The sequence below is a fragment of the Candidatus Methylopumilus rimovensis genome (assembly GCF_006364615.1).
GTDB classification, from domain to species: Bacteria; Pseudomonadota; Gammaproteobacteria; order Burkholderiales; family Methylophilaceae; genus Methylopumilus; species Methylopumilus rimovensis.
Genome location: NZ_CP040986.1, coordinates 565,196 through 584,030, shown reverse-complemented (window position 1 = coordinate 584,030; position 18,835 = coordinate 565,196). Strand labels below are relative to the sequence as shown.

General features: G+C 37.8%; 16 protein-coding genes, 1 tRNA gene and 1 other RNA gene. 9 read left to right on the top strand and 9 right to left on the bottom strand.

Going from position 1 to position 18,835, the window contains the following annotated elements:
* Positions 1-202 precede the first annotated feature (202 nt).
* Positions 203-2,566, top strand: a complete 2,364-nt coding sequence (gene ppsA / locus FIT61_RS03000; RefSeq protein ID WP_139883169.1) for a phosphoenolpyruvate synthase — start codon at positions 203-205, stop codon at positions 2,564-2,566.
* Complete coding sequence (locus tag FIT61_RS02995; RefSeq protein ID WP_139883167.1) at positions 2,566-3,381, top strand: pyruvate, water dikinase regulatory protein; 816 nt, start codon at positions 2,566-2,568, stop codon at positions 3,379-3,381. The genes ppsA and FIT61_RS02995 overlap by 1 nt, the downstream gene beginning before the upstream one ends.
* Before the next feature lie 6 nt (positions 3,382-3,387).
* Here the strand turns inward: FIT61_RS02995 and FIT61_RS02990 are convergent, their stop codons facing one another.
* Positions 3,388-3,873: a glutathione peroxidase gene (locus FIT61_RS02990; protein WP_244925215.1), complete on the bottom strand. Its 486-nt coding sequence runs from the start codon at positions 3,871-3,873 to the stop codon at positions 3,388-3,390.
* Between FIT61_RS02990 and FIT61_RS02985 the strand changes: the two genes are divergently transcribed.
* Positions 3,872-4,516 (top strand): hypothetical protein, encoded by a 645-nt coding sequence (locus FIT61_RS02985; protein WP_187351844.1) that lies wholly within the window; start codon positions 3,872-3,874, stop codon positions 4,514-4,516. The two genes, FIT61_RS02990 and FIT61_RS02985, sit on opposite strands and share 2 nt — an antisense overlap.
* 3 nt (positions 4,517-4,519) lie before the next feature.
* On the opposite strand, the gene FIT61_RS02980 is transcribed toward FIT61_RS02985, so the two are convergent.
* The 3 genes from FIT61_RS02980 to FIT61_RS02970 form a co-directional block, all read right to left on the bottom strand.
* On the bottom strand, positions 4,520-6,040 hold the full coding sequence (locus FIT61_RS02980) for a fumarate hydratase (protein WP_139883162.1): 1,521 nt from the start codon (positions 6,038-6,040) through the stop codon (positions 4,520-4,522).
* A 6-nt stretch (positions 6,041-6,046) separates the two neighbouring features.
* Positions 6,047-8,611: a bifunctional aconitate hydratase 2/2-methylisocitrate dehydratase gene (acnB, locus tag FIT61_RS02975; RefSeq protein ID WP_139883160.1), complete on the bottom strand. Its 2,565-nt coding sequence runs from the start codon at positions 8,609-8,611 to the stop codon at positions 6,047-6,049.
* 91 nt (positions 8,612-8,702) lie between these two features.
* A tRNA-Ser gene (locus tag FIT61_RS02970) sits at positions 8,703-8,793 on the bottom strand.
* Between the two features lie 204 nt (positions 8,794-8,997).
* On the opposite strand from FIT61_RS02970, the gene adh reads away from it, so the two are divergent.
* From adh to recR, 6 genes are all read left to right on the top strand, one after another.
* Entirely contained in the window at positions 8,998-10,518 is a 1,521-nt protein-coding gene (gene adh / locus FIT61_RS02965) for an aldehyde dehydrogenase (protein WP_139883158.1), read from the top strand.
* 54 nt (positions 10,519-10,572) lie between these two features.
* Positions 10,573-10,959, top strand: a complete 387-nt coding sequence (locus FIT61_RS02960) for a DUF779 domain-containing protein (protein WP_139883157.1) — start codon at positions 10,573-10,575, stop codon at positions 10,957-10,959.
* Positions 10,960-10,989: 30 nt separating this feature from the next.
* Positions 10,990-11,087: signal recognition particle sRNA small type (ffs, locus tag FIT61_RS02955), an RNA gene on the top strand.
* A gap of 30 nt (positions 11,088-11,117) precedes the next feature.
* Positions 11,118-12,755 (top strand): DNA polymerase III subunit gamma/tau, encoded by a 1,638-nt coding sequence (gene dnaX, locus FIT61_RS02950; RefSeq protein ID WP_139883155.1) that lies wholly within the window; start codon positions 11,118-11,120, stop codon positions 12,753-12,755.
* A gap of 11 nt (positions 12,756-12,766) precedes the next feature.
* A complete protein-coding gene (locus tag FIT61_RS02945; protein ID WP_139873331.1) occupies positions 12,767-13,075 on the top strand; it encodes a YbaB/EbfC family nucleoid-associated protein in 309 nt (102 codons plus the stop codon).
* Positions 13,076-13,084: 9 nt separating this feature from the next.
* Positions 13,085-13,687, top strand: a complete 603-nt coding sequence (gene recR, locus FIT61_RS02940; RefSeq protein ID WP_139873330.1) for a recombination mediator RecR — start codon at positions 13,085-13,087, stop codon at positions 13,685-13,687.
* Here recR and FIT61_RS02935 read toward each other — a convergent pair.
* The 5 genes from FIT61_RS02935 to FIT61_RS02915 are packed head-to-tail and all read right to left on the bottom strand — an operon-like array spanning position 13,684 to position 18,832.
* Positions 13,684-14,328: an HAD family hydrolase gene (locus tag FIT61_RS02935; protein ID WP_139883154.1), complete on the bottom strand. Its 645-nt coding sequence runs from the start codon at positions 14,326-14,328 to the stop codon at positions 13,684-13,686. The genes recR and FIT61_RS02935 overlap by 4 nt on opposite strands.
* Entirely contained in the window at positions 14,325-15,050 is a 726-nt protein-coding gene (gene ubiG / locus FIT61_RS02930) for a bifunctional 2-polyprenyl-6-hydroxyphenol methylase/3-demethylubiquinol 3-O-methyltransferase UbiG (protein ID WP_139883152.1), read from the bottom strand. The genes FIT61_RS02935 and ubiG overlap by 4 nt, the downstream gene beginning before the upstream one ends.
* Positions 15,020-16,354 carry a TRZ/ATZ family hydrolase gene (locus FIT61_RS02925; RefSeq protein WP_139883150.1) on the bottom strand — a complete coding sequence of 445 codons (1,335 nt, stop codon included), beginning with the start codon at positions 16,352-16,354 and terminating at the stop codon, positions 15,020-15,022. Before FIT61_RS02925 ends, ubiG begins: the two co-directional genes overlap by 31 nt.
* A 6-nt stretch (positions 16,355-16,360) precedes the next feature.
* On the bottom strand, positions 16,361-17,674 hold the full coding sequence (locus FIT61_RS02920) for an adenylosuccinate synthase (protein ID WP_139883148.1): 1,314 nt from the start codon (positions 17,672-17,674) through the stop codon (positions 16,361-16,363).
* A 6-nt stretch (positions 17,675-17,680) separates the two neighbouring features.
* Positions 17,681-18,832, bottom strand: coding sequence for an ATP phosphoribosyltransferase regulatory subunit (locus FIT61_RS02915; RefSeq protein WP_139883147.1), 1,152 nt, complete (start codon positions 18,830-18,832; stop codon positions 17,681-17,683).
* Positions 18,833-18,835: the final 3 nt, after the last annotated feature.

The window sequence follows — 18,835 nt, the reverse complement described above, 5'->3', positions numbered from 1 at the left end:
TCTCAACCCATTTCACTAAATATTTAGGCTAAGGATTCAGATGACAATAAGAGGTTAATTTGGCAAAATGACGTCTTTTTATGGCATCTCACATTTAAAGATTTTTTTAGCCATCTTTGTCGTGAAAACCAATTAAACTTAAAAACAGCATTACTAAAAATTAACTTCTTAAGTTCTTCAAGTTATTAACCTAAGGGCCTTTATGTCATCACATGTCATTCCACTAGAAAATCTTCGAAATACAGATGTCGGTTCTGTGGGAGGAAAGAATGCGTCATTAGGTGAAATGATTTCACAGCTTAATGCAAAAGGTGTCAGAGTCCCTACGGGCTTTGCAACGACAGCATTGGCATTTAGAGAATTTTTAACTCACAATAAACTCGACGATAAAATTGCTGATGAACTAAAAACATTAAATACAGATGATACGGATGCGCTCGCTGTCAGCGGTAAAAAAATTAGACAATGGATTATTGATACCCCATTCCCCTCTTCTTTAGAAAAAGCTATTGAAGAAAATTACACGCGACTCACAAAGAACTCTGCTGAAGGTACTACTTTTGCCGTGAGATCTTCTGCTACTGCAGAAGATCTACCTGACGCTTCTTTTGCAGGTCAGCAAGAGAGTTTTTTAAATATTCATGGTGTTGAGAATATTAAGCATGCAATCAAAGAAGTGTTTGCATCTCTTTATAACGACCGTGCTATTTCTTATCGCGTGCATAAAGGTTTTGTTCATGCTGATGTTGCTATTTCAGCAGGCGTTCAACAAATGGTACGAAGTGATATTGGCTGCTCTGGCGTGATGTTTACGATCGACACCGAATCAGGATTTAAGGATGTGGTATTTATTACTGCCTCTTATGGACTAGGTGAGACGGTAGTTCAAGGCGCTGTAAACCCAGATGAATTCTACGTTTTTAAGCCGCTTTTAAAAGAAGGAAAGCCTGCGATCGTAAGACGATCGATTGGATCCAAAAAAATTAAAATGGTCTTTAGTGATGCTACACAAGCTGGAAAAAGCACACACACCATTGATGTTAATCCTAAAGAAAGCGATTCGTTTAGCCTCAATGATGAAGACATTTTAGAGCTTGCTCAATATGCTGTAACTATTGAATCGCACTATGGATGTCCTATGGATATTGAATGGGGCAAAAATGGTTTAGACGGAAAAATTTACATTCTTCAAGCAAGGCCTGAGACTGTTAAATCTCAATCAAAAAATGCAGTTGAAATTTTTAAATTAAAAGGAAGCGGTAAAGCGATTGTAGCAGGACGAGCAGTGACACAAAAAATTGGCGTCGGTCCAGTTCGTATTGTTAAAGATCCTTCTGAAATGCATGCGGTTCAACCTGGTGACGTCTTGGTTGCAGACATGACTGACCCTAACTGGGAACCAGTGATGAAAAGAGCGTCAGCGCTTGTAACGAATCGTGGAGGTCGAACATGTCATGCTGCCATCATTGCTCGTGAACTTGGTATTCCAGCGATTGTAGGTAGTGTGAATGCAACTGAGCTTTTACAAGATGGAGATATGGTAACCGTCTGTTGTTCAGAGGGTGAAACTGGACTTGTATTCCAAGGTGCTCTTGAATACGAAGTTAATACGGAAAAAGAAACTGTCCTCCCATCACCACCAGTTAAAATCATGATGAACGTAGGTAACCCTGATATGGCATTTACATTCGCCCAAACACCTAATGATGGTGTGGGTTTAGCGCGTTTAGAATTCGTCATCAATAATATGATCGGCATTCACCCAAAAGCTATATTAAATTATTCAGCGATGCCTCAGGATATTCAAAAACAAATTACACATCGTGCGCGCGGTTATCTAAACCCCAAACAATTCTATATTGATAAAGTGGCTGAAGGTGTTGCAACAATTGCGGCGGCATTTTATCCAAAACCAGTCATTGTAAGAACTTCTGATTTTAAATCTAATGAATATAAAAAATTACTTGGTGGAGATATATACGAACCTGACGAAGAAAATCCAATGATTGGATTTAGAGGTGCGGCGCGCTATATGTCAGAAGATTTTAAAGAATGCTTTGTCATGGAATGTCAAGCCATGACAAAGGTAAGAGAAACTTTTGGTTTAACAAATGTAGAAATTATGATTCCATTTGTAAGAACTTTAGAAGAAGCAAAAGAGGTCACTTCCATTATGGCGGCTAACGGTCTTAAGAGAGGTGATCATGGACTTCGCTTAATTATGATGTGTGAAGTACCATCAAACGCAATCTTAGCTGAAGCATTCCTTGAATACTTCGATGGATTCTCCATTGGATCAAATGATTTAACACAACTTACATTAGGCACTGATCGAGACTCAGGCATTTTAGCTGATGGTTTTGATGAAAGAAATGATGCTGTGAAAGCACTTATCCAAATGGCAATTTCAGCAGCTAAGAAAACAAAAAAATATATTGGAATTTGTGGACAAGGCCCCTCAGATCATCCTGACTTTGCTGAATGGTTAGTAAAGGAAGGTATTTCATCAATGTCGCTTAATCCTGACACTGTTATCAGTACATGGAAGCGTATTAGCCAAAAATAATGGCACAACAAAAAAGAACAGCTTTCTTTATCTCTGACGGAACAGGTATTACTGCTGGTGCATTAGGCCAGCTTTTAGCTCACTTCCCAGATACACAATTTATACAAATCAGAATTCCATTTACCGATTCCGATGCAAAAGTGGACGACGCCCAAAAACGTATCGTGAATGCAAAAATGGAAAATGGTTTAAGACCGATTGTCATTATGTCAATTGGCAATCCTAAACTTCGTGCAGAACTTAAAGAGGTTGATGCTTATTATATTGATCTTTTTGATTCATTCATTGATCCTTTAGGCGTTGAATTAAAAGAAGAACCTCTCACACGTCCCGGTGTTGCCCATAGTATATCTGGTACTAATTATTCAGACAGAATGGAAGCGATTAATTTTGCATTAGGTCATGATGACGGGATGACGCATAACGGTCTCAATCAAGCTAATGTGATTTTGGTTGGTGTATCTAGATCAGGCAAAACACCAACGAGTATTTATCTTGCGATGCAGTTTGGTATTAAAGCTGCAAACTATCCGTTAACGCCTGAAGATTTTGAAAGAAAAGCGTTGCCACCTATTCTAGAAGGGTATATCGATAAAATTTTCGGTTTAACTATACAAGCAGATCGTTTAAGCAGCCTTCGAAGCGAAAGGCGACCAAATAGCACTTACGCATCACTTGAAAACTGTAGGAAAGAGATTGCAGATTGTGAAAGCCTTATGAAAAGAGCCGGCATTCCATGGGCGGATTCGACCACACGTTCGGTCGAAGAACTTTCAGCGATTATCTTACAAAAAATTCGTCAGCCTAATACTTAAAAGGTATTAATTTAACTCTGCTTTAATTTTATCTAAAATTTCCGGTGAGTCAGGTGTGACATCACTTGTAAATGCGAATACTTTTTTACCTTGAGGCAATATTAAATACTTAAAAAAATTCCACTGAGGCATTTGACCTGACGTTTTAATCAACTCTTGATAAAAAGGATTTGCATTCTTGCCTGTCACGCTAGATTTTGTTGTCATAGGAAATTCAACTGCATAGGTTAACTTGCAAAAATCTTTCACTTCCTTATCAGTACTTAATTCTTGATTAAAGTCATTGGAAGGAAAGCCAATCACCAATAGACCTTTATCGTGATATTTCTTATAAAGCGCCTCTAGTGCATTAAACTGCGGCGTAAATCCACATTTACTTGCGGTATTGACTACTAAAATAGGCTTTGATTGATAATCACATAAGTTAATTTTGTCACCCTGAAGTGTATTAAACTGATGATTATATAAAGAAGGACAGGCGGCATAAGTCATGGTTGGTATTATCCAAAAAAATAATAGTAAAAAAATTTTCATGAAACTAGTCTCAAAGTTTGATGTCATTACGACATATCTTTATTACTATAATTCAAAAATGTTAAAAATATTAGTGGCTTTTTCGGTTTTCTTTGCTTTAGTTTCGCAATCTATAACATCCGAAGTAAAAGCGAATACAAATTACGATTATTTGATACACATTAATGAAGATTTTGATAGGCATCCAATCCATTTAGTCGATTTTAGGGGGCAAGGGTATTGGGTAAAGCAAGGCTCACTTTTAAAAAAAGCAGTTTCATCAACACTACCCAATAGTGCTTCATGCGAAAAAGGTAATTATGGAAATTTGGTGTTATCTCTTGATCCATACATATTTTACAATCCACAAATGACAACTTTTTACGGCACGCTCAAAGCTAAAATCTATAATCAGGATGGAAAGGCCATAAAGAGAATAAAAGTAGAAGATGAGTTAGTTGGTAGAATCGGTATCTTGCATGAAATATCCATTGATAAACTCTATAAAAAACTTTTACTGAAACTTGACACACAAATTAAAAATGATTCAGAAATTAACATCCGAGGCAGCATTAAAAAATCACAAGGCATAGAAGGCGCTTTTTGTCTAATGCTAAACTAGAATTTATTTCAAAGTTTTGATGGGTATAGATTTGTTTTTCCATTGGGCTTGGGATTCAGAATAAATTGATAGTCCATTTGTATCGATTGAAACCATCACCGGCATATCTTTCACATCAAATTCATACATGGCCTCCATACCAAGCTCAGGAAAAGCAATCATCTTGGATGAAGCAATAGCCTTGGAAACTAAATAAGCTGCGCCACCGACTGCACTTAAGTAAACAGACTCATATTTTTTAATTATCTTAATTGCTTCTTCTCCACGCTCAGCCTTTCCGATTGTTCCTAGAACCCCTAATTTACCCAGCATCATTTCCATGAATTGATCCATACGATTCGCTGTAGTAGGTCCAGCAGGTCCTATCACTTCGTTATGAACCGCATTTACCGGGCCCACATAATAAATAAACTTATCTTTTAAATTAATTTCCATAGGTAAAGATTCTCCTCTTCTTAAAAGATCAGCAATTTTTTTGTGCGCGCCGTCTCTAGCGGTAATTAATTTTCCAGATAATAGAAGTAAATCGCCTTCCTTCCATTCCTTAATTGATTCCTTGTTTATCGAATTGAGATTGATTCTTTTGGCATCAGTTTGAGGAGACCAGATATCTTTAGGCCATGCATCTAAATTGGGGATTTTAAAATGTACTGGGCCACTACCATCCAAAATAAAATGAGTATGTCGTGTTGCTGCGCAATTAGGAATAAGTGCAACGGGCAGAGAGGCTGCATGGCAAGGATAATCCATAATTTTGACATCAAGCACTGTTGTTAACCCACCAAAGCCTTGAGCACCTATACCGAGTTGATTAATTTTGTTATAGAGCTCAATTCGCAGCTCTTCTGTTTTATTTTTTGCCCCACGCTCTTCAAGCGCATGAATATCTATTGGCAACATCAAAGACTCCTTAGCCATTAACATTGCTTTTTCAGATGATCCACCAATACCTATGCCAATGACACCTGGAGGACACCAGCCAGCGCCCATTTCTGGAATGACTTTAAGCACCCAATCTACAATGCTATCGGAAGGATTCAGTGTCGTAAATTGTGCTTTATTCTCTGAGCCCCCGCCTTTAGCACTAATAGACACACGCACTTTGTCACCTTTAATTATTTTTACATGTGTGATGGCAGGTGTATTGTCTTTTGTATTTTGTCTTTGACCTGCAGGATCTGAAACCATTGAAGGTCGAAGTGGATTGTCTTTATTTGTATAAGCACGCTTCACTCCTTCATTCACCATTTCTTCAATTGAAAGATCAGATAACCATGTGACATCCATCCCTACTTCTATAAAAGCAATGACAATGCCTGTATCCTGACATATGGGTCTTTGCCCCAATGCGCTCATTTTTGAACTTGTTAAAATTTGATGCATTGCATCTTTAGCAGGAATAGATTTTTCTTTTTCATATGCTTCGCGCATCGAAGAAATAAAATCTTCTGAATGGTAATAAGAAATAAATTGAAGAGCATCAGCGATACTTTCAATAAAATCTTCTTTTTTGATTAAAGCCATCGTCTTTTAAATTTCATTAATTTCAATAATTTTTTTGGGCTTATATTCTGGCATTTGATGAAAATTTAAATATCGATAAATTGAATCTAAATCTTTTGAGAGTTTTTGATTGCTAACAGCAAGATATTCAGCAAGTGTTGGAATCTTTCCTAAAGTTGCACAAACTGCTGAGAGCTCTGCAGAGCCCAAATAAACTTGAGCATCCTTGCCCATACGATTATCAAAATTTCGAGTGCTTGTAGAAAAAACGTGTGCTGCATCTTCAACTCTGGCTTGATTGCCCATACAAAGAGAACATCCAGGGATTTCTGTTCTAGCGCCCACTTTATTGAAAATCGAATAGACGCCCTCGTTCTTAAGCTCAGTTTCATCCATCCTTGTAGGTGGAACTATCCACAAGCGCGTTGGGATTTTATTGAAATCTTCAAGCACTTTTGCTGCGGCTCGATAATGCCCAATATTAGTCATACAACTTCCAATAAATACCTCATCAATTTTGTTACCTGCGATTTCAGATAGAGGTTTAATATTGTCAGGATCATTTGGACAAGCAATTAATGGCTCTTTAATATCATCAAGATTAATCTCGATAATGCTCGCATATTCGGCATCTTTATCCGCCTCTAGTAAAGTTGGATTTTTTAACCAATCTTCCATTGATTTAATGCGACGCAATAATGTTCTTTTATCTTCGTAATTGTTATCAATTAAATTCTTAATAAGTGCAATATTTGAATGAATGTATTCAATAATCGGCTCTTTATTTAGTTTTACTGTACATCCATTCGCAGATCTTTCTGCTGACGCATCTGCAAATTCAAAAGCTTGTTCGACTTTTAAATCAGGTAGTCCTTCAATTTCTAAAATGCGACCATTAAAAATATTTTTTTTATTTTGTTTTGCTACTGAAAGGTCTCCATTTTTAATCGCTACATAAGGTATTGCATTCACAAGATCTCTTAATGTTATGCCTGGCTGCATCCTGCCCTTAAATCTCACTAAGACAGACTCCGGCATATCGATAGGCATAGCGCCCATAGCTGAAGCAAAGGCTACGAGTCCAGAACCTGCTGGAAATGAAATGCCAATAGGAAAGCGCGTATGTGAATCACCGCCTGTTCCCACGGTATCAGGAAGTAAAAGACGATTGAGCCAGGAGTGAATAATGCCATCCCCGGGCCTTAATGTGACACCGCCCCTACTTGACATAAATTCAGGCAATTCATGTTGCAATTTAAGATCTACTGGCTTTGGATAAGCTGCTGTGTGGCAAAAACTTTGCATCACTAAATCAGCATTAAATCCGAGACAAGCTAATTCTTTTAGTTCATCTCTTGTCATAGCTCCCGTTGTATCTTGAGAACCCACTGATGTGACTTTAGGTTCGCAATATGTGCCTGGCCTTACACCAACACCATCGGGTAATCCACAGGCACGCCCAACCATTTTCTGTGCAAGCGTAAATCCTTTTTTAGAAGAAGCTACTGGAGCAGGAGTTAAGAATAAAGTACTAGGGGCTAATTCCAAAAACTCTCTGGCCTTAGATGTTAGTCCACGGCCAATAATAAGGGGTATTCTTCCACCTGCGCGATATTCGTCTGCAAGCGTAAATGGAGTTAAATTGAATGAAGCAATCAGTTCATTTTTGCTATTTAAAATACTACCCTCAAACGGTCTAATAATAATTTCATCACCAGTTTTCATTTGACTGACATCACATTCAATAGGAAGTGCGCCTGAGTCTTCTGCTGTATTAAAAAATATGGGTGCAATTTTGCTTCCCAATATAATTCCACCTGTTCTTTTGTTTGGAATATAAGGAATATCACTTCCCATGTGCCATTGGACAGAATTAATGGCTGACTTTCTTGATGAACCGGTGCCGACAACATCACCTACATAAGCAATAGGTAATTGCTTTAATTTTAATTCTTGAATCGTTTGAATACCATTTGGCATTTTATTATTTAACATGGCTTTTGCATGCAATGGAATATCTGGTCTTGACCAAGCTTCTTGTGCTGGCGACAAATCATCAGTATTTGTTTCGCCATCCACTTTAAAAACTAATGCTTTAATTTCTTTTGGTAATGCTGGTTTTTTTAAAAACCAATCGCCATTTGCCCATGACACCATTAATCTCATTGCGGCTTTATTGCCTGATTTTACTTTTTCACTTACATCATGAAATGCATCAAAAATTAAAATAATATGAGTTAGAACTTTAACGACTTCATCAGCAAGATCTGAATCTAGAAGTGATATAAGTGATTGAACGTTATAACCACCGACCATAGTGCCTAATAATTCAATTGCATATTTAGGTGAAATGATTGAAGATTTTTCAATGCCCTTAGCAATATCTGTGAGGTAAGCAGCTTTTATATATGCAGCTTGATCCACACCTGATGGGGCGCGATGACAAAATAATTCCATCAACGCTTCGGTATCTTTAATATGAGGTGATTTGAGTAATGTTATGAGTTCTGCGGTTTGCTTAGCCGTCAGAGGAAGAGGCGGCAGACCCTCTTTTAAACGATCAGCAGCTTCTTTTCTGTAATCATCAATCATTGTATGTAAACGGGCTTAAAAAAATTAAATAGGTGAGAAGCTCTAGTATAAAGCCAATACATTCATCTTTAAAAGATAAATCAATAGAATATGGCGGAAGGGGCGGGATTCGAACCCGCGTTAGGTTATTCACCTAAACACGCTTTCCAGGCGTGCGACTTAAACCACTCATCCACCCTTCCGAAAAGAGACGAAATTATAACTTAAGGGTCAGTTACATTAAGAATCATCTTTTCTCACTTGATTAAAGTTGATACTCGTATTAAGGTTGATCTATTGAATTTATTTACCGTACATCTATTGCAGTACATCCGTTTTAATAATTTCATAACTTATTGATTTATATAATATATTTTATTAATTAATTATCAACTTAGGGGTAATTTATGGGCTTAGAAACATTGAATAATCTTGGGGTGAAACATCCTTTCAAGGCCAAATATGACAATTACATTGGTGGAAAATTTGTGCCTCCAGTGGATGGAAAATACTTTGAAAACATTTCGCCTGTCACAGGTAAAGTATTTTGCGAAGTTGCAAGATCAAATGAAAAAGACATAAATCTTGCTTTAGATGCTGCGCATGCAGCTAAAGATAGCTGGGCTAAAAAGAGCCCTACTGAGCGCGCTAATCTCCTCATGCAAATGGCTGACATTATGGAAAAAAATCTTTCGACGATTGCGATCGCGGAAACGATTGATAATGGCAAGCCACTTCGTGAAACCACATATGCTGATATTCCTTTAGCGATTGATCACTTTAGATATTTTGCAAGCTGCGTCAGAGCACAAGAAGGTAGCATTGGTGAAATTGATCACGAAACTATGGCTTATCACTTCCATGAGCCTCTCGGTGTTGTCGGACAAATTATTCCATGGAACTTCCCTATTCTTATGGCAGCTTGGAAATTAGCACCTGCAATTGCAGCTGGTAATTGTGTTGTTATTAAACCTGCAGAACAGACACCTGTGTCATTGTTGGTAGTTGTTGAACTTGTAGGCCACCTCCTTCCACCTGGCGTGTTAAATATTGTGAATGGTTTCGGATTAGAAGCTGGTAAGCCACTTGCAAGTTCACCTCGTATTGCAAAAATCGCATTCACTGGTGAAACATCAACAGGTCGCTTAATCATGCAATATGCTTCACAAAATCTTATTCCTGTCACATTGGAGCTTGGTGGTAAATCACCTAACATTTTCTTTGAAGATGTAATGGATAAAGATGACAACTTCTTTGATAAGGCTCTTGAAGGCTTCACATTATTTGCACTTAACCAAGGCGAAGTATGTACTTGCCCTTCACGCGCACTGATCCAAGAATCTATATACGATAAATTTATGGAACGTGCACTTAAACGTGTTGCAGCAATCAAACAAGACAATCCCCTTGATATGACAACCATGATCGGCGCTCAAGCATCAAGTGAGCAAGTTGAAAAAATTATGTCTTATATGAAAATTGGTCAAGAAGAAGGTGCTCAACTCCTCATTGGCGGTAACCGCAAAAAATTAAGTGGTGAGTTAGCAGATGGTTATTACATTGAGCCTACTGTATTCAAAGGTCATAACAAAATGCGTATTTTCCAAGAGGAAATTTTTGGGCCTGTCGTTTCAGTAACAACATTTAAAGATGAAGATGAAGCACTTGAAATTGCAAACGATACGCTTTATGGCTTAGGCTCAGGCGTATGGTCTCGTAACGGCAATCGCGCATTTAGAATGGGCAAAGGCATTCAAGCAGGACGTGTATGGACTAATTGCTACCATGCTTATCCTGCACATGCAGCATTTGGTGGTTATAAACAATCAGGTATCGGTCGCGAAACACATAAGATGATGCTTGATCATTACCAACAAACAAAGAATCTTTTAGTGAGCTATAGTGAAAATAAACTTGGTTTCTTTTAAGATTCAATTTAACTAAAACTAAAGGCAAGGCTTTAAGTCTTGCCTTTCTTTTTTATGGAAAAAACTTTTACACGCATAGATACAACAGAAGCCGCAAACACACTGATTGATTCTTTAAAAGAAAAATATGGTGAAATCATGTTTCATCAATCAGGCGGATGCTGTGATGGAAGTGCGCCTATGTGTTACCCCAAAGGCGAATTTTATCTGGGCGGTTCAGACGTTGAAGTCGGTATTACGCATGGTGTCCATTTTTATATGGGCGCTAGTCAATTCTCGTATTGGGAACATACACATTTAACCCTTGATGCCATTCCGGGCAATGGCGGGCAATTTTCTCTCGAAAATGGAACGGGCATGCGCTTTATTATTCGATCTCGCTTATATAGTGATGAAGAATGGGCTTATTTAAGTCAACATCCCGTGAAACAGTGCGGGTAAAAGACGTTCCCTTAGGTTAAAATAATCACTGGCGGGCCTCCCCGCATTGTAATTTAGCCAACCTGGTCAGGTGCGGAAGCAAGCAGCCACAACTAAAGAAACAAGTGCCGGGGGTCTGGCTCGCCTCTTAATTAACTTGGATTGGTTAAACATTATTCATGAGTTATCAAGTTCTTGCTCGCAAATATCGCCCTCGTTCGTTTGATACGCTCGTTGGTCAAGCACATGTCGTGCAAGCTCTCAAAAATGCACTCGATCAAAAAAGACTTCATCATGCTTATCTTTTTACAGGTACTCGCGGTGTAGGCAAAACAACGTTAGCGCGTATTCTTGCAAAATCTCTTAATTGCGAAAAAGGTATCAGCTCATCACCCTGCGGCATTTGTGTGGCATGCACAGAAATAGATCAAGGACGCTACGTAGACTTAATTGAAGTGGATGCTGCATCCAATACCCAAGTAGATAATATGCGAGATCTTTTAGATAACGCACAATATGCACCTACCCAAGGGCAATTTAAAATTTATATCATCGATGAAGTGCATATGCTTTCAAAAAATGCATTTAATGCGATGTTGAAAACACTAGAAGAGCCACCAGCGCATGTTAAATTTATTTTAGCAACGACTGACCCACAAAAAGTCCCTGTCACTGTTTTATCAAGATGCTTACAATTTAATTTAAAACAAATGCCTTCTTTTTCTATTTCAGAATATCTAGAAAAAATATTAAAAGAAGAGTCCATTAATTATGAAATAAATGCGATTTATCTCATCGCAAAAGCAGCCAATGGAAGTATGCGTGATGCATTATCAATTCTCGATCAAGGGATTGCTTATTGTGGCGGCACTATTGAAGAAGCTACGATCAAGAGAATGTTGGGCGCTATTGACCAGTCATACTTATTCAATTTAATGCATGCAGTCATAGAGCAAGACGGCCTTAAAGCGATCGAGATTGCAAAACAAATGAATGAAAGAAATCTTTCGTTTGATGCAGCACTTCTTGATCTTGCTAATCTCATTCAAACCATTAGCGTTGCTCAAGCTATCCCAGATAGTTTAGAAGCTTCATATCTTGATCGCGATCTAGTGATCGCATTAACAAAAAAAATAAGTGCAGAACAATTACAGCTTTTATATCAAATTGTTATATTAGGTCGACGAGATCTTTATTTAGCGCCTGAAGAGTTTGCTGGATTTACCATGACACTTTTAAGAATGCTTTCTTTTGCCCCTCAGGATGTTATTACTTCTAAACCGATAGTTCCTGCAAAACCAGAGATTCTAACTCAAGTAGCAAGGCCAGAAGTGATTTCAAAACTCGATGAAGCCTCTTCTGATGCGTTTGAGATTAAAAAAAAAATTGATGTTATAGATGAAATTAAAAATAAAGCAATAAAAGAGACATTATCATTCAACGGAAACTGGCGCGAGCTTGTAGATCAATTGAAATTGGGCTTAGTGAAAGCCCTGGCACAACAATCAGAACTTGTCAGCTTTAAAGATAATGAGATGATTTTATCTATTGCAGATGAACATAAACATCTTCTTAATGAAACTTATCAAAAGAAATTAGAATTAAGTTTATCTGAGCATTTTAATCAACGCATCAAACTTGTAATCTTACAAAAAGGTGCCAATAATTCACCACTTAAACAAAAACAAGAAGAACGCTCAACACTCATGAAAGACACAGAAGAAGCTATGATAAAAGATCAGTTCGTACAATCATTACTAACAGAATTTAATGCTGAAATTATTCCATCGAGCATTAAACCTAATCAATCTTTATAAGGAGTCGTCATATAATGAAAGGTGGCATGGGTAATTTAATGAAGCAAGCTCAAATGATGCAAGCTAATATGCAGAAAGCCCAAGATGAACTTGGGCAGATTGATGTCGAAGGTTTGGCGAGTAACGGACTTGTTAAAATCGCCATCTCTTGCAAGCATCAAATTAAAAAAATTTCTATTGACCCCTCTGTAATGAATGATCACGAGATGCTAGAAGATCTTTTAATCGTGGCTTTTAAAGATGCATTACAAAAAATTGAACAAACGACGAATGCCAAAATGGGCAATATGCTCCCACCCGGTATGAAATTACCCTTCTAATTCGATTAGATGAGAAATACTGAAGCGCTTGAACAGCTCGTCGACGCCTTAAGGTGCTTACCTGGTATTGGCCCTAAATCAGCCTTACGCATGGCTTACCATCTCTTACAGCATGATAGAAAAGGCGCGTCTCAACTTGCAACTTCAATTGCCAATGCTATCGAACTTGTAGGACATTGCTCTCATTGTAATAATTTTTCTGAAGAAGTAATCTGCTCACTTTGCTCATCCAAAGAACGAGACCCTACTATTCTTTGTGTCATTGAAATGCCAAGTGATCTTATGATGCTAGAACAAACACATTCGTATAACGGTATGTATTTTATATTAATGGGTAAACTTTCACCTTTGGATGGCATTGGACCTAAAGATATTCATTTAGATAGGCTTTTGAAACGACTGGATGCAGGTATCATCAAAGAAGTCATTTTAGCTAATAATTTTACAGTGAGTGGTGATGCTACAGCTCATTACGTTACTGAACTTCTTAAATCTCGTGGTATTAAATTAAGTCGTATTGCAAGAGGTTTACCTATGGGTGGAGAGATTGAATATATCGATAGCGGCACACTCGCTCAAGCTATGATTGAAAGAAAAACGATTAAAGACTAAAGATAATTTAAAAGATCTATTGGCTCATCAATGATATGGTGAGCATTCCAATTTTTACCATCATCGCCTGCTTCTAAATATCCATAACGTGCAATCATACTTATCATGCCAGCATCATTGGCTGCTATGACATCTCGTCTATCATCTCCTAAATAAATCACTTCAGATGGTTGAATAGAAAGCATCGATGCAGCTTTCATAAGACCTTCAGGGGAAGGTTTTGGCGTATTTACGTCATCACCCGAAATAAGACATAGTGCATGTTTTAAAAGAGGATGATCCGTTACAATCGGTACTGAAAATTTGCTTGCTTTATTGGTCACAATACCCCAAGGGATTTTTTTACGATTTAAGTCTTGAATTAATGCTTCTACACCATCCATGCATTGCACATCTTGATTGAATATTTCTTTATAAATTTCTAAAAATTCTTCAATACGTGAATCAAATAGAGGGTCATTTTTATCCATATTAAACCCAGCCTTAAGAAGTCCTGCAGCGCCATGAGAGGCAAAAGGTCGGCCTTTTAAAAAGGGAATAGGGGTTAAATCATATTTTAGTCTTAATTGATTAAGGGCTCCTACAAGTTGCGGCGCACTATCAATCAAAGTGCCATCTAGATCGAAAAGAATTGCTTTCATGATGAGTCTTTGGTGACTTCAATCAGGTAATTGACTGATACATCATCACCTAATTTGTAGATATCTGTGATGGGGTTATAAGTCATACCCGTTAGTGTTTTTATATTTAAATTTTCTTTTTGGCACCATCCAATCAACTCAGAAGGTTTAATAAATTTTTCATAATCATGCGTACCCCGTGGCAATAACTTCAGAATATATTCAGCACCAATCACAGCAAATAAGTAGGCCTTAATATTGCGGTTAATCGTTGACATAAAAAGTGTACCGCCCGGTTTTAAAATTTTTGCGCATAAAGACACAATGCTTGATGGTTCTGGCACATGCTCTAGCATCTCCATACATGTAATGACATCAAATAAAGGGCCATCTTGTGAAGCTAAGACTTCCAATGAGGTGCATTGGTAATCAATATCGAGTTTAGATTGAAGTGCGTGAAGCTTTGCAATGTTAATCACTTTTTCACCCATATCAATACCCGTCACATCCGCGCCCAGTTTTGCCATGGACTCGGACAAAATACCTCCACCACAGCCAACATCGAGTACTTTTTTGTTTTTTAAATTCACTTTTTCGTGAATAAAATTAAGACGAAGTGGGTTGATCTGATGAAGTGGTTTAAATTCACTTCCCTCATCCCACCATTTATGAGCGAGCTCATTAAATTTATCGACTTCTTCTTGTGAAACGTTTATATGTTTTGTTTTAGCTTGAGTTGCCATCGTAGCGCTATATCCTTACATGCTTGAATATCCATGGATGCGAAGTGCCCTTCTTCATATTGCAATATGCCATTTACCCAAACATGACTGACTTCTTCCCGTGATGCTGCATAAATTAAATGGCTCATCGGATCATACATGGGCAATGTTGATATATGATCCATATTAAATACAGTCAAATCGGCATATTTACCTTTTTCGATAGATCCGATGCGATCGTCTAAGCCTAATGCTTTTGCAGCATTAATGGTCATCATCTCTAAAGATGTTTTAGCATTAAGTGTCGCAGGATTTTTTGTGAGCCCTTTAGCAAGTAAAGACGCTAATTGCATATCATGCAATAAATCTTGCTTATTGTTACTCGCACTGCCATCGGTGCCTATACATATATTAATGCCATGTTTTTGTAATGTGCTTATATCAGCCATACCACTCCCTAATTTTAAATTTGAAACTGGGCAATGAATGACTGATGCGGATTCTTTTGAGAGTATGGTTAAGTCTTCTTCGTTCAAATAAACAGAATGAACCGCCATAAATTGTGGGCTCAAAATGCCAAGACGATTTAGTCTTTCAATAGGCCTTAATTGGTATTGTTTTAAACTTTCTTGAATCTCATCTTCTGTTTCATGCACATGCATATGCATAGTGAGATTAAGCTGATTGGCATAGGTTAATACTTGAGAAAGCGTTTTATCTGAAACTGAATATGGTGCATGCGGTGCTAAACTTGAAGTAATTAATGCATCATCTCGCCAGCCATCTCGAGCCTCAAGCCCTTTCATCAAGTAATCGTCCCCATCATTCGCGTAATTCGATGGATAATCCATCACAAAAAGCCCAATGTTCGCTCTCATACCGCTTTGTTTAATTGCGCGCGATGCTGCTTCAGGATAAAAATACATTTCATTGAATGTCGTTACACCGCTCTTTAACATTTCAGCGCATGCAATTAATGTGCCTTCATATACAAAATCAGGGGTGACCCATTTTTTTTCAAGCGGCCAAATAGATTCGTTAAGCCATGTATGAAGTGGTTGATCATCTGCAAAACCTCTAAATAAATTCATTGCAGCATGTGTATGCGCATTGATAAGACCGGGAGTCACGATATGATGGTGAAACTGAAAGTGCTCTTGAGTTTGATAAAGTGAAGCAACTTTTTTTGTCTCAATAATATCAATGATTCGATCCTGATCAATAACGATCGAATGATCTTCTAGTGTTATATTATGCGGCCTAACAGGACAGATCCATTTAGCAGAAATAATCGTGCTGACATGCTGAACTTGAGGATCTGCCATCAGGTATTAATCGAAGGGATGTTTAAGAACAATCGTTTCATCACGCTCAGGGCCTGTTGATACAACATGAATTGGCACTTCACATAATTTTTCTAATGTTTTGAGGTAATGCTGTGCATTTTTAGGTAATGCATCCCATGATTTAATTCCGAATGTATTTTCATTCCAACCATCGACTTCAATCAGGATTGGCTTACAACGCTCAACTTGATCTGCACCTAACGGCAGTAGATCAATTTTTTTACCATCTAATTCGTAGCCTACGCATATCCCAATTTTTTTAATACCATCTAATACATCTAACTTTGTAATGCATAAACCTGTCAGACTATTAATCATGGCGGAGCGTTTTAATGCCGCAGCATCAAACCAGCCACAACGTCTTTTACGTTTAGTGACTGTGCCAATTTCTTTACCCTTCGTTGACATTTGATATCCAGGTGTATTTTCAGTTTCAATATCTAGTTCACTTGGAAAAGGGCCGCCACCCACACGCGTGGTATATGCTTTTGTTATGCCTAAAATATAATGCAACATATGAGGACCCACACCAGCGCCTGCTGCTGCTTGGCCTGAAACACAATTTGATGAAGTCACATAAGGATAAGTACCATGATCAATATCTAAAAGTGAGCCTTGCGCTCCTTCAAACAATAAATTTTTATTCTTGGCATTTGCCTCATAAAGTTTATGTGATACATCGGCAAGATATGGTTTAATTTTCTCCGCATGCGTCATTGAAAGATCGAATTGTTCATTCATATCAATCGGATCTTTTTTCAAATAATGCTGCAAGACAAAATTATGGTAATCCATGACCTCGATGAGTTTCTTTTTAAATGAGTCTGGATTAAGTAAGTCATAGACGCGCAGTGAACGACGCGCAACTTTATCTTCGTAGGCTGGGCCAATACCCTTACCCGTCGTACCGATCTTCGATTCACGCATCGCTTCCCGAGCTTGGTCGAGTGCAACATGGTGTTTTAAAATTAACGGGCAGCCCGGACTTACAAAAAGACGATTACTGACCTCAATACCATCTTGTTCGAGTGTTTTAATTTCATGAAGTAAATGTTCAATATCGAGGACAACACCATTACCAATGAAACAATCGACATTACTGCGGATGATACCTGAGGGTACTAAATTTAATTTATATTCTTTTTGGTTTGAGCCTTGGCCAATGACTAGGGTATGTCCAGCATTGTGTCCACCTTGAAAACGAACCACCCCTTCAGCATGATCAGTTAACCAATCAACAATCTTGCCTTTACCTTCATCGCCCCATTGCGTGCCAATGACTACTAAATTTTTTGCCATCTTTAATTAAACCGTTTTCACTTTCCACGCTTGAGACGCGTCTTGAACCAATATGCGATCACAATTATTTTCGACTGCTTTCATATTTCCAAATAAATCGATCGCAACAATTTCACCTTTTTGACGTAAAGACTCAATCGCTTTTTGTAATTCAGGATCATTATTGTGAGGCGCTAAAATAGCTTTCGCTTTTTTTCCATTAGGGAATAAAGTGACTATATTTTTTAAATCCATGGTGAACCCTGTTGCAGGACGATTACGACCAAAAGAGGCACCAATATTGTCGTAGCGACCGCCGAGTGCAATTGGTGAGTAGCAATTGTCTGCATAGACTGAAAATACCAAACCATTATGGTATTGATATCCTCGAATATCACTCAAATCATATGAAATTTTAATTGCATTATTTTTTAGGGCATTATCAATTTTTTTTAGGAATTGCAGTGCATTTTTAATCGTATGATCTTGTGGCAAAACTTTCTCGGCTTCTTTTAAGACATTCGCATCACCATAAAGATTAACTAATGCGATCAATGCATCTCGATTTTTTTTATCCATTGATTTTGTCAAATCAACCACTTCCGATTTGTCTTTTTTCTGCATAGCCTGATATAAACGATCGAGTTGATCGCGCTCTACATCCGATGAAGCAATTAAAGTGGTAAAAATATCAAGATGATTAAAATCAAATACGGCATGTTTGATACCAATCGTATTAAGTGTCTTAATTAATAATGTTTGAATTTCAAGATCAGCATCAATACCTTTAAATCCATAGAGCTCAGCTCCGATCTGGAAAGGTTCTCTTGATTGAAGAAAGCTTGCAGGCTTTGTTCTTAATACCGAACCTGCGTATGATAGTCTTGTCACTTCGTCATTTTGAATAAGATGTGCATCGATACGAGCCACTTGGGGGGTGATATCAGAACGAACCCCCATGAGTCTACCTGATAACTGGTCTACAACCTTAAATGTATCAAGATCCATATCCTGACCGTTACTATTTAAAGATTCAATGTATTCCAACATAGGAGGAATCACATAGAAATAACCATGCGATTGATAGAGATCAAGAATAGAACGTCTTAAAGACTCGAGATAGAAAGCTTCATCAGGAAGCATGTCTTCAACATAATCGGGGAGTGTCCATTGATTCATCGA

Coding starts and splice junctions, on each gene's coding strand:
- ppsA (WP_139883169.1), top strand. CDS start 203: ATGTCATCACATGTCATTCCACTAGAAAATCTTCGAAATACAGATGTC.
- FIT61_RS02995 (WP_139883167.1), top strand. CDS start 2,566: ATGGCACAACAAAAAAGAACAGCTTTCTTTATCTCTGACGGAACAGGT.
- FIT61_RS02985 (WP_187351844.1), top strand. CDS start 3,872: ATGGTTGGTATTATCCAAAAAAATAATAGTAAAAAAATTTTCATGAAA.
- FIT61_RS02990 (WP_244925215.1), bottom strand. CDS start 3,873: ATGACTTATGCCGCCTGTCCTTCTTTATATAATCATCAGTTTAATACA.
- FIT61_RS02980 (WP_139883162.1), bottom strand. CDS start 6,040: ATGGCTTTAATCAAAAAAGAAGATTTTATTGAAAGTATCGCTGATGCT.
- acnB (WP_139883160.1), bottom strand. CDS start 8,611: ATGATTGATGATTACAGAAAAGAAGCTGCTGATCGTTTAAAAGAGGGT.
- adh (WP_139883158.1), top strand. CDS start 8,998: ATGGGCTTAGAAACATTGAATAATCTTGGGGTGAAACATCCTTTCAAG.
- FIT61_RS02960 (WP_139883157.1), top strand. CDS start 10,573: ATGGAAAAAACTTTTACACGCATAGATACAACAGAAGCCGCAAACACA.
- dnaX (WP_139883155.1), top strand. CDS start 11,118: ATGAGTTATCAAGTTCTTGCTCGCAAATATCGCCCTCGTTCGTTTGAT.
- recR (WP_139873330.1), top strand. CDS start 13,085: ATGAGAAATACTGAAGCGCTTGAACAGCTCGTCGACGCCTTAAGGTGC.
- FIT61_RS02935 (WP_139883154.1), bottom strand. CDS start 14,328: ATGAAAGCAATTCTTTTCGATCTAGATGGCACTTTGATTGATAGTGCG.
- ubiG (WP_139883152.1), bottom strand. CDS start 15,050: ATGGCAACTCAAGCTAAAACAAAACATATAAACGTTTCACAAGAAGAA.
- FIT61_RS02925 (WP_139883150.1), bottom strand. CDS start 16,354: ATGGCAGATCCTCAAGTTCAGCATGTCAGCACGATTATTTCTGCTAAA.
- FIT61_RS02920 (WP_139883148.1), bottom strand. CDS start 17,674: ATGGCAAAAAATTTAGTAGTCATTGGCACGCAATGGGGCGATGAAGGT.
- FIT61_RS02915 (WP_139883147.1), bottom strand. CDS start 18,832: ATGAATCAATGGACACTCCCCGATTATGTTGAAGACATGCTTCCTGAT.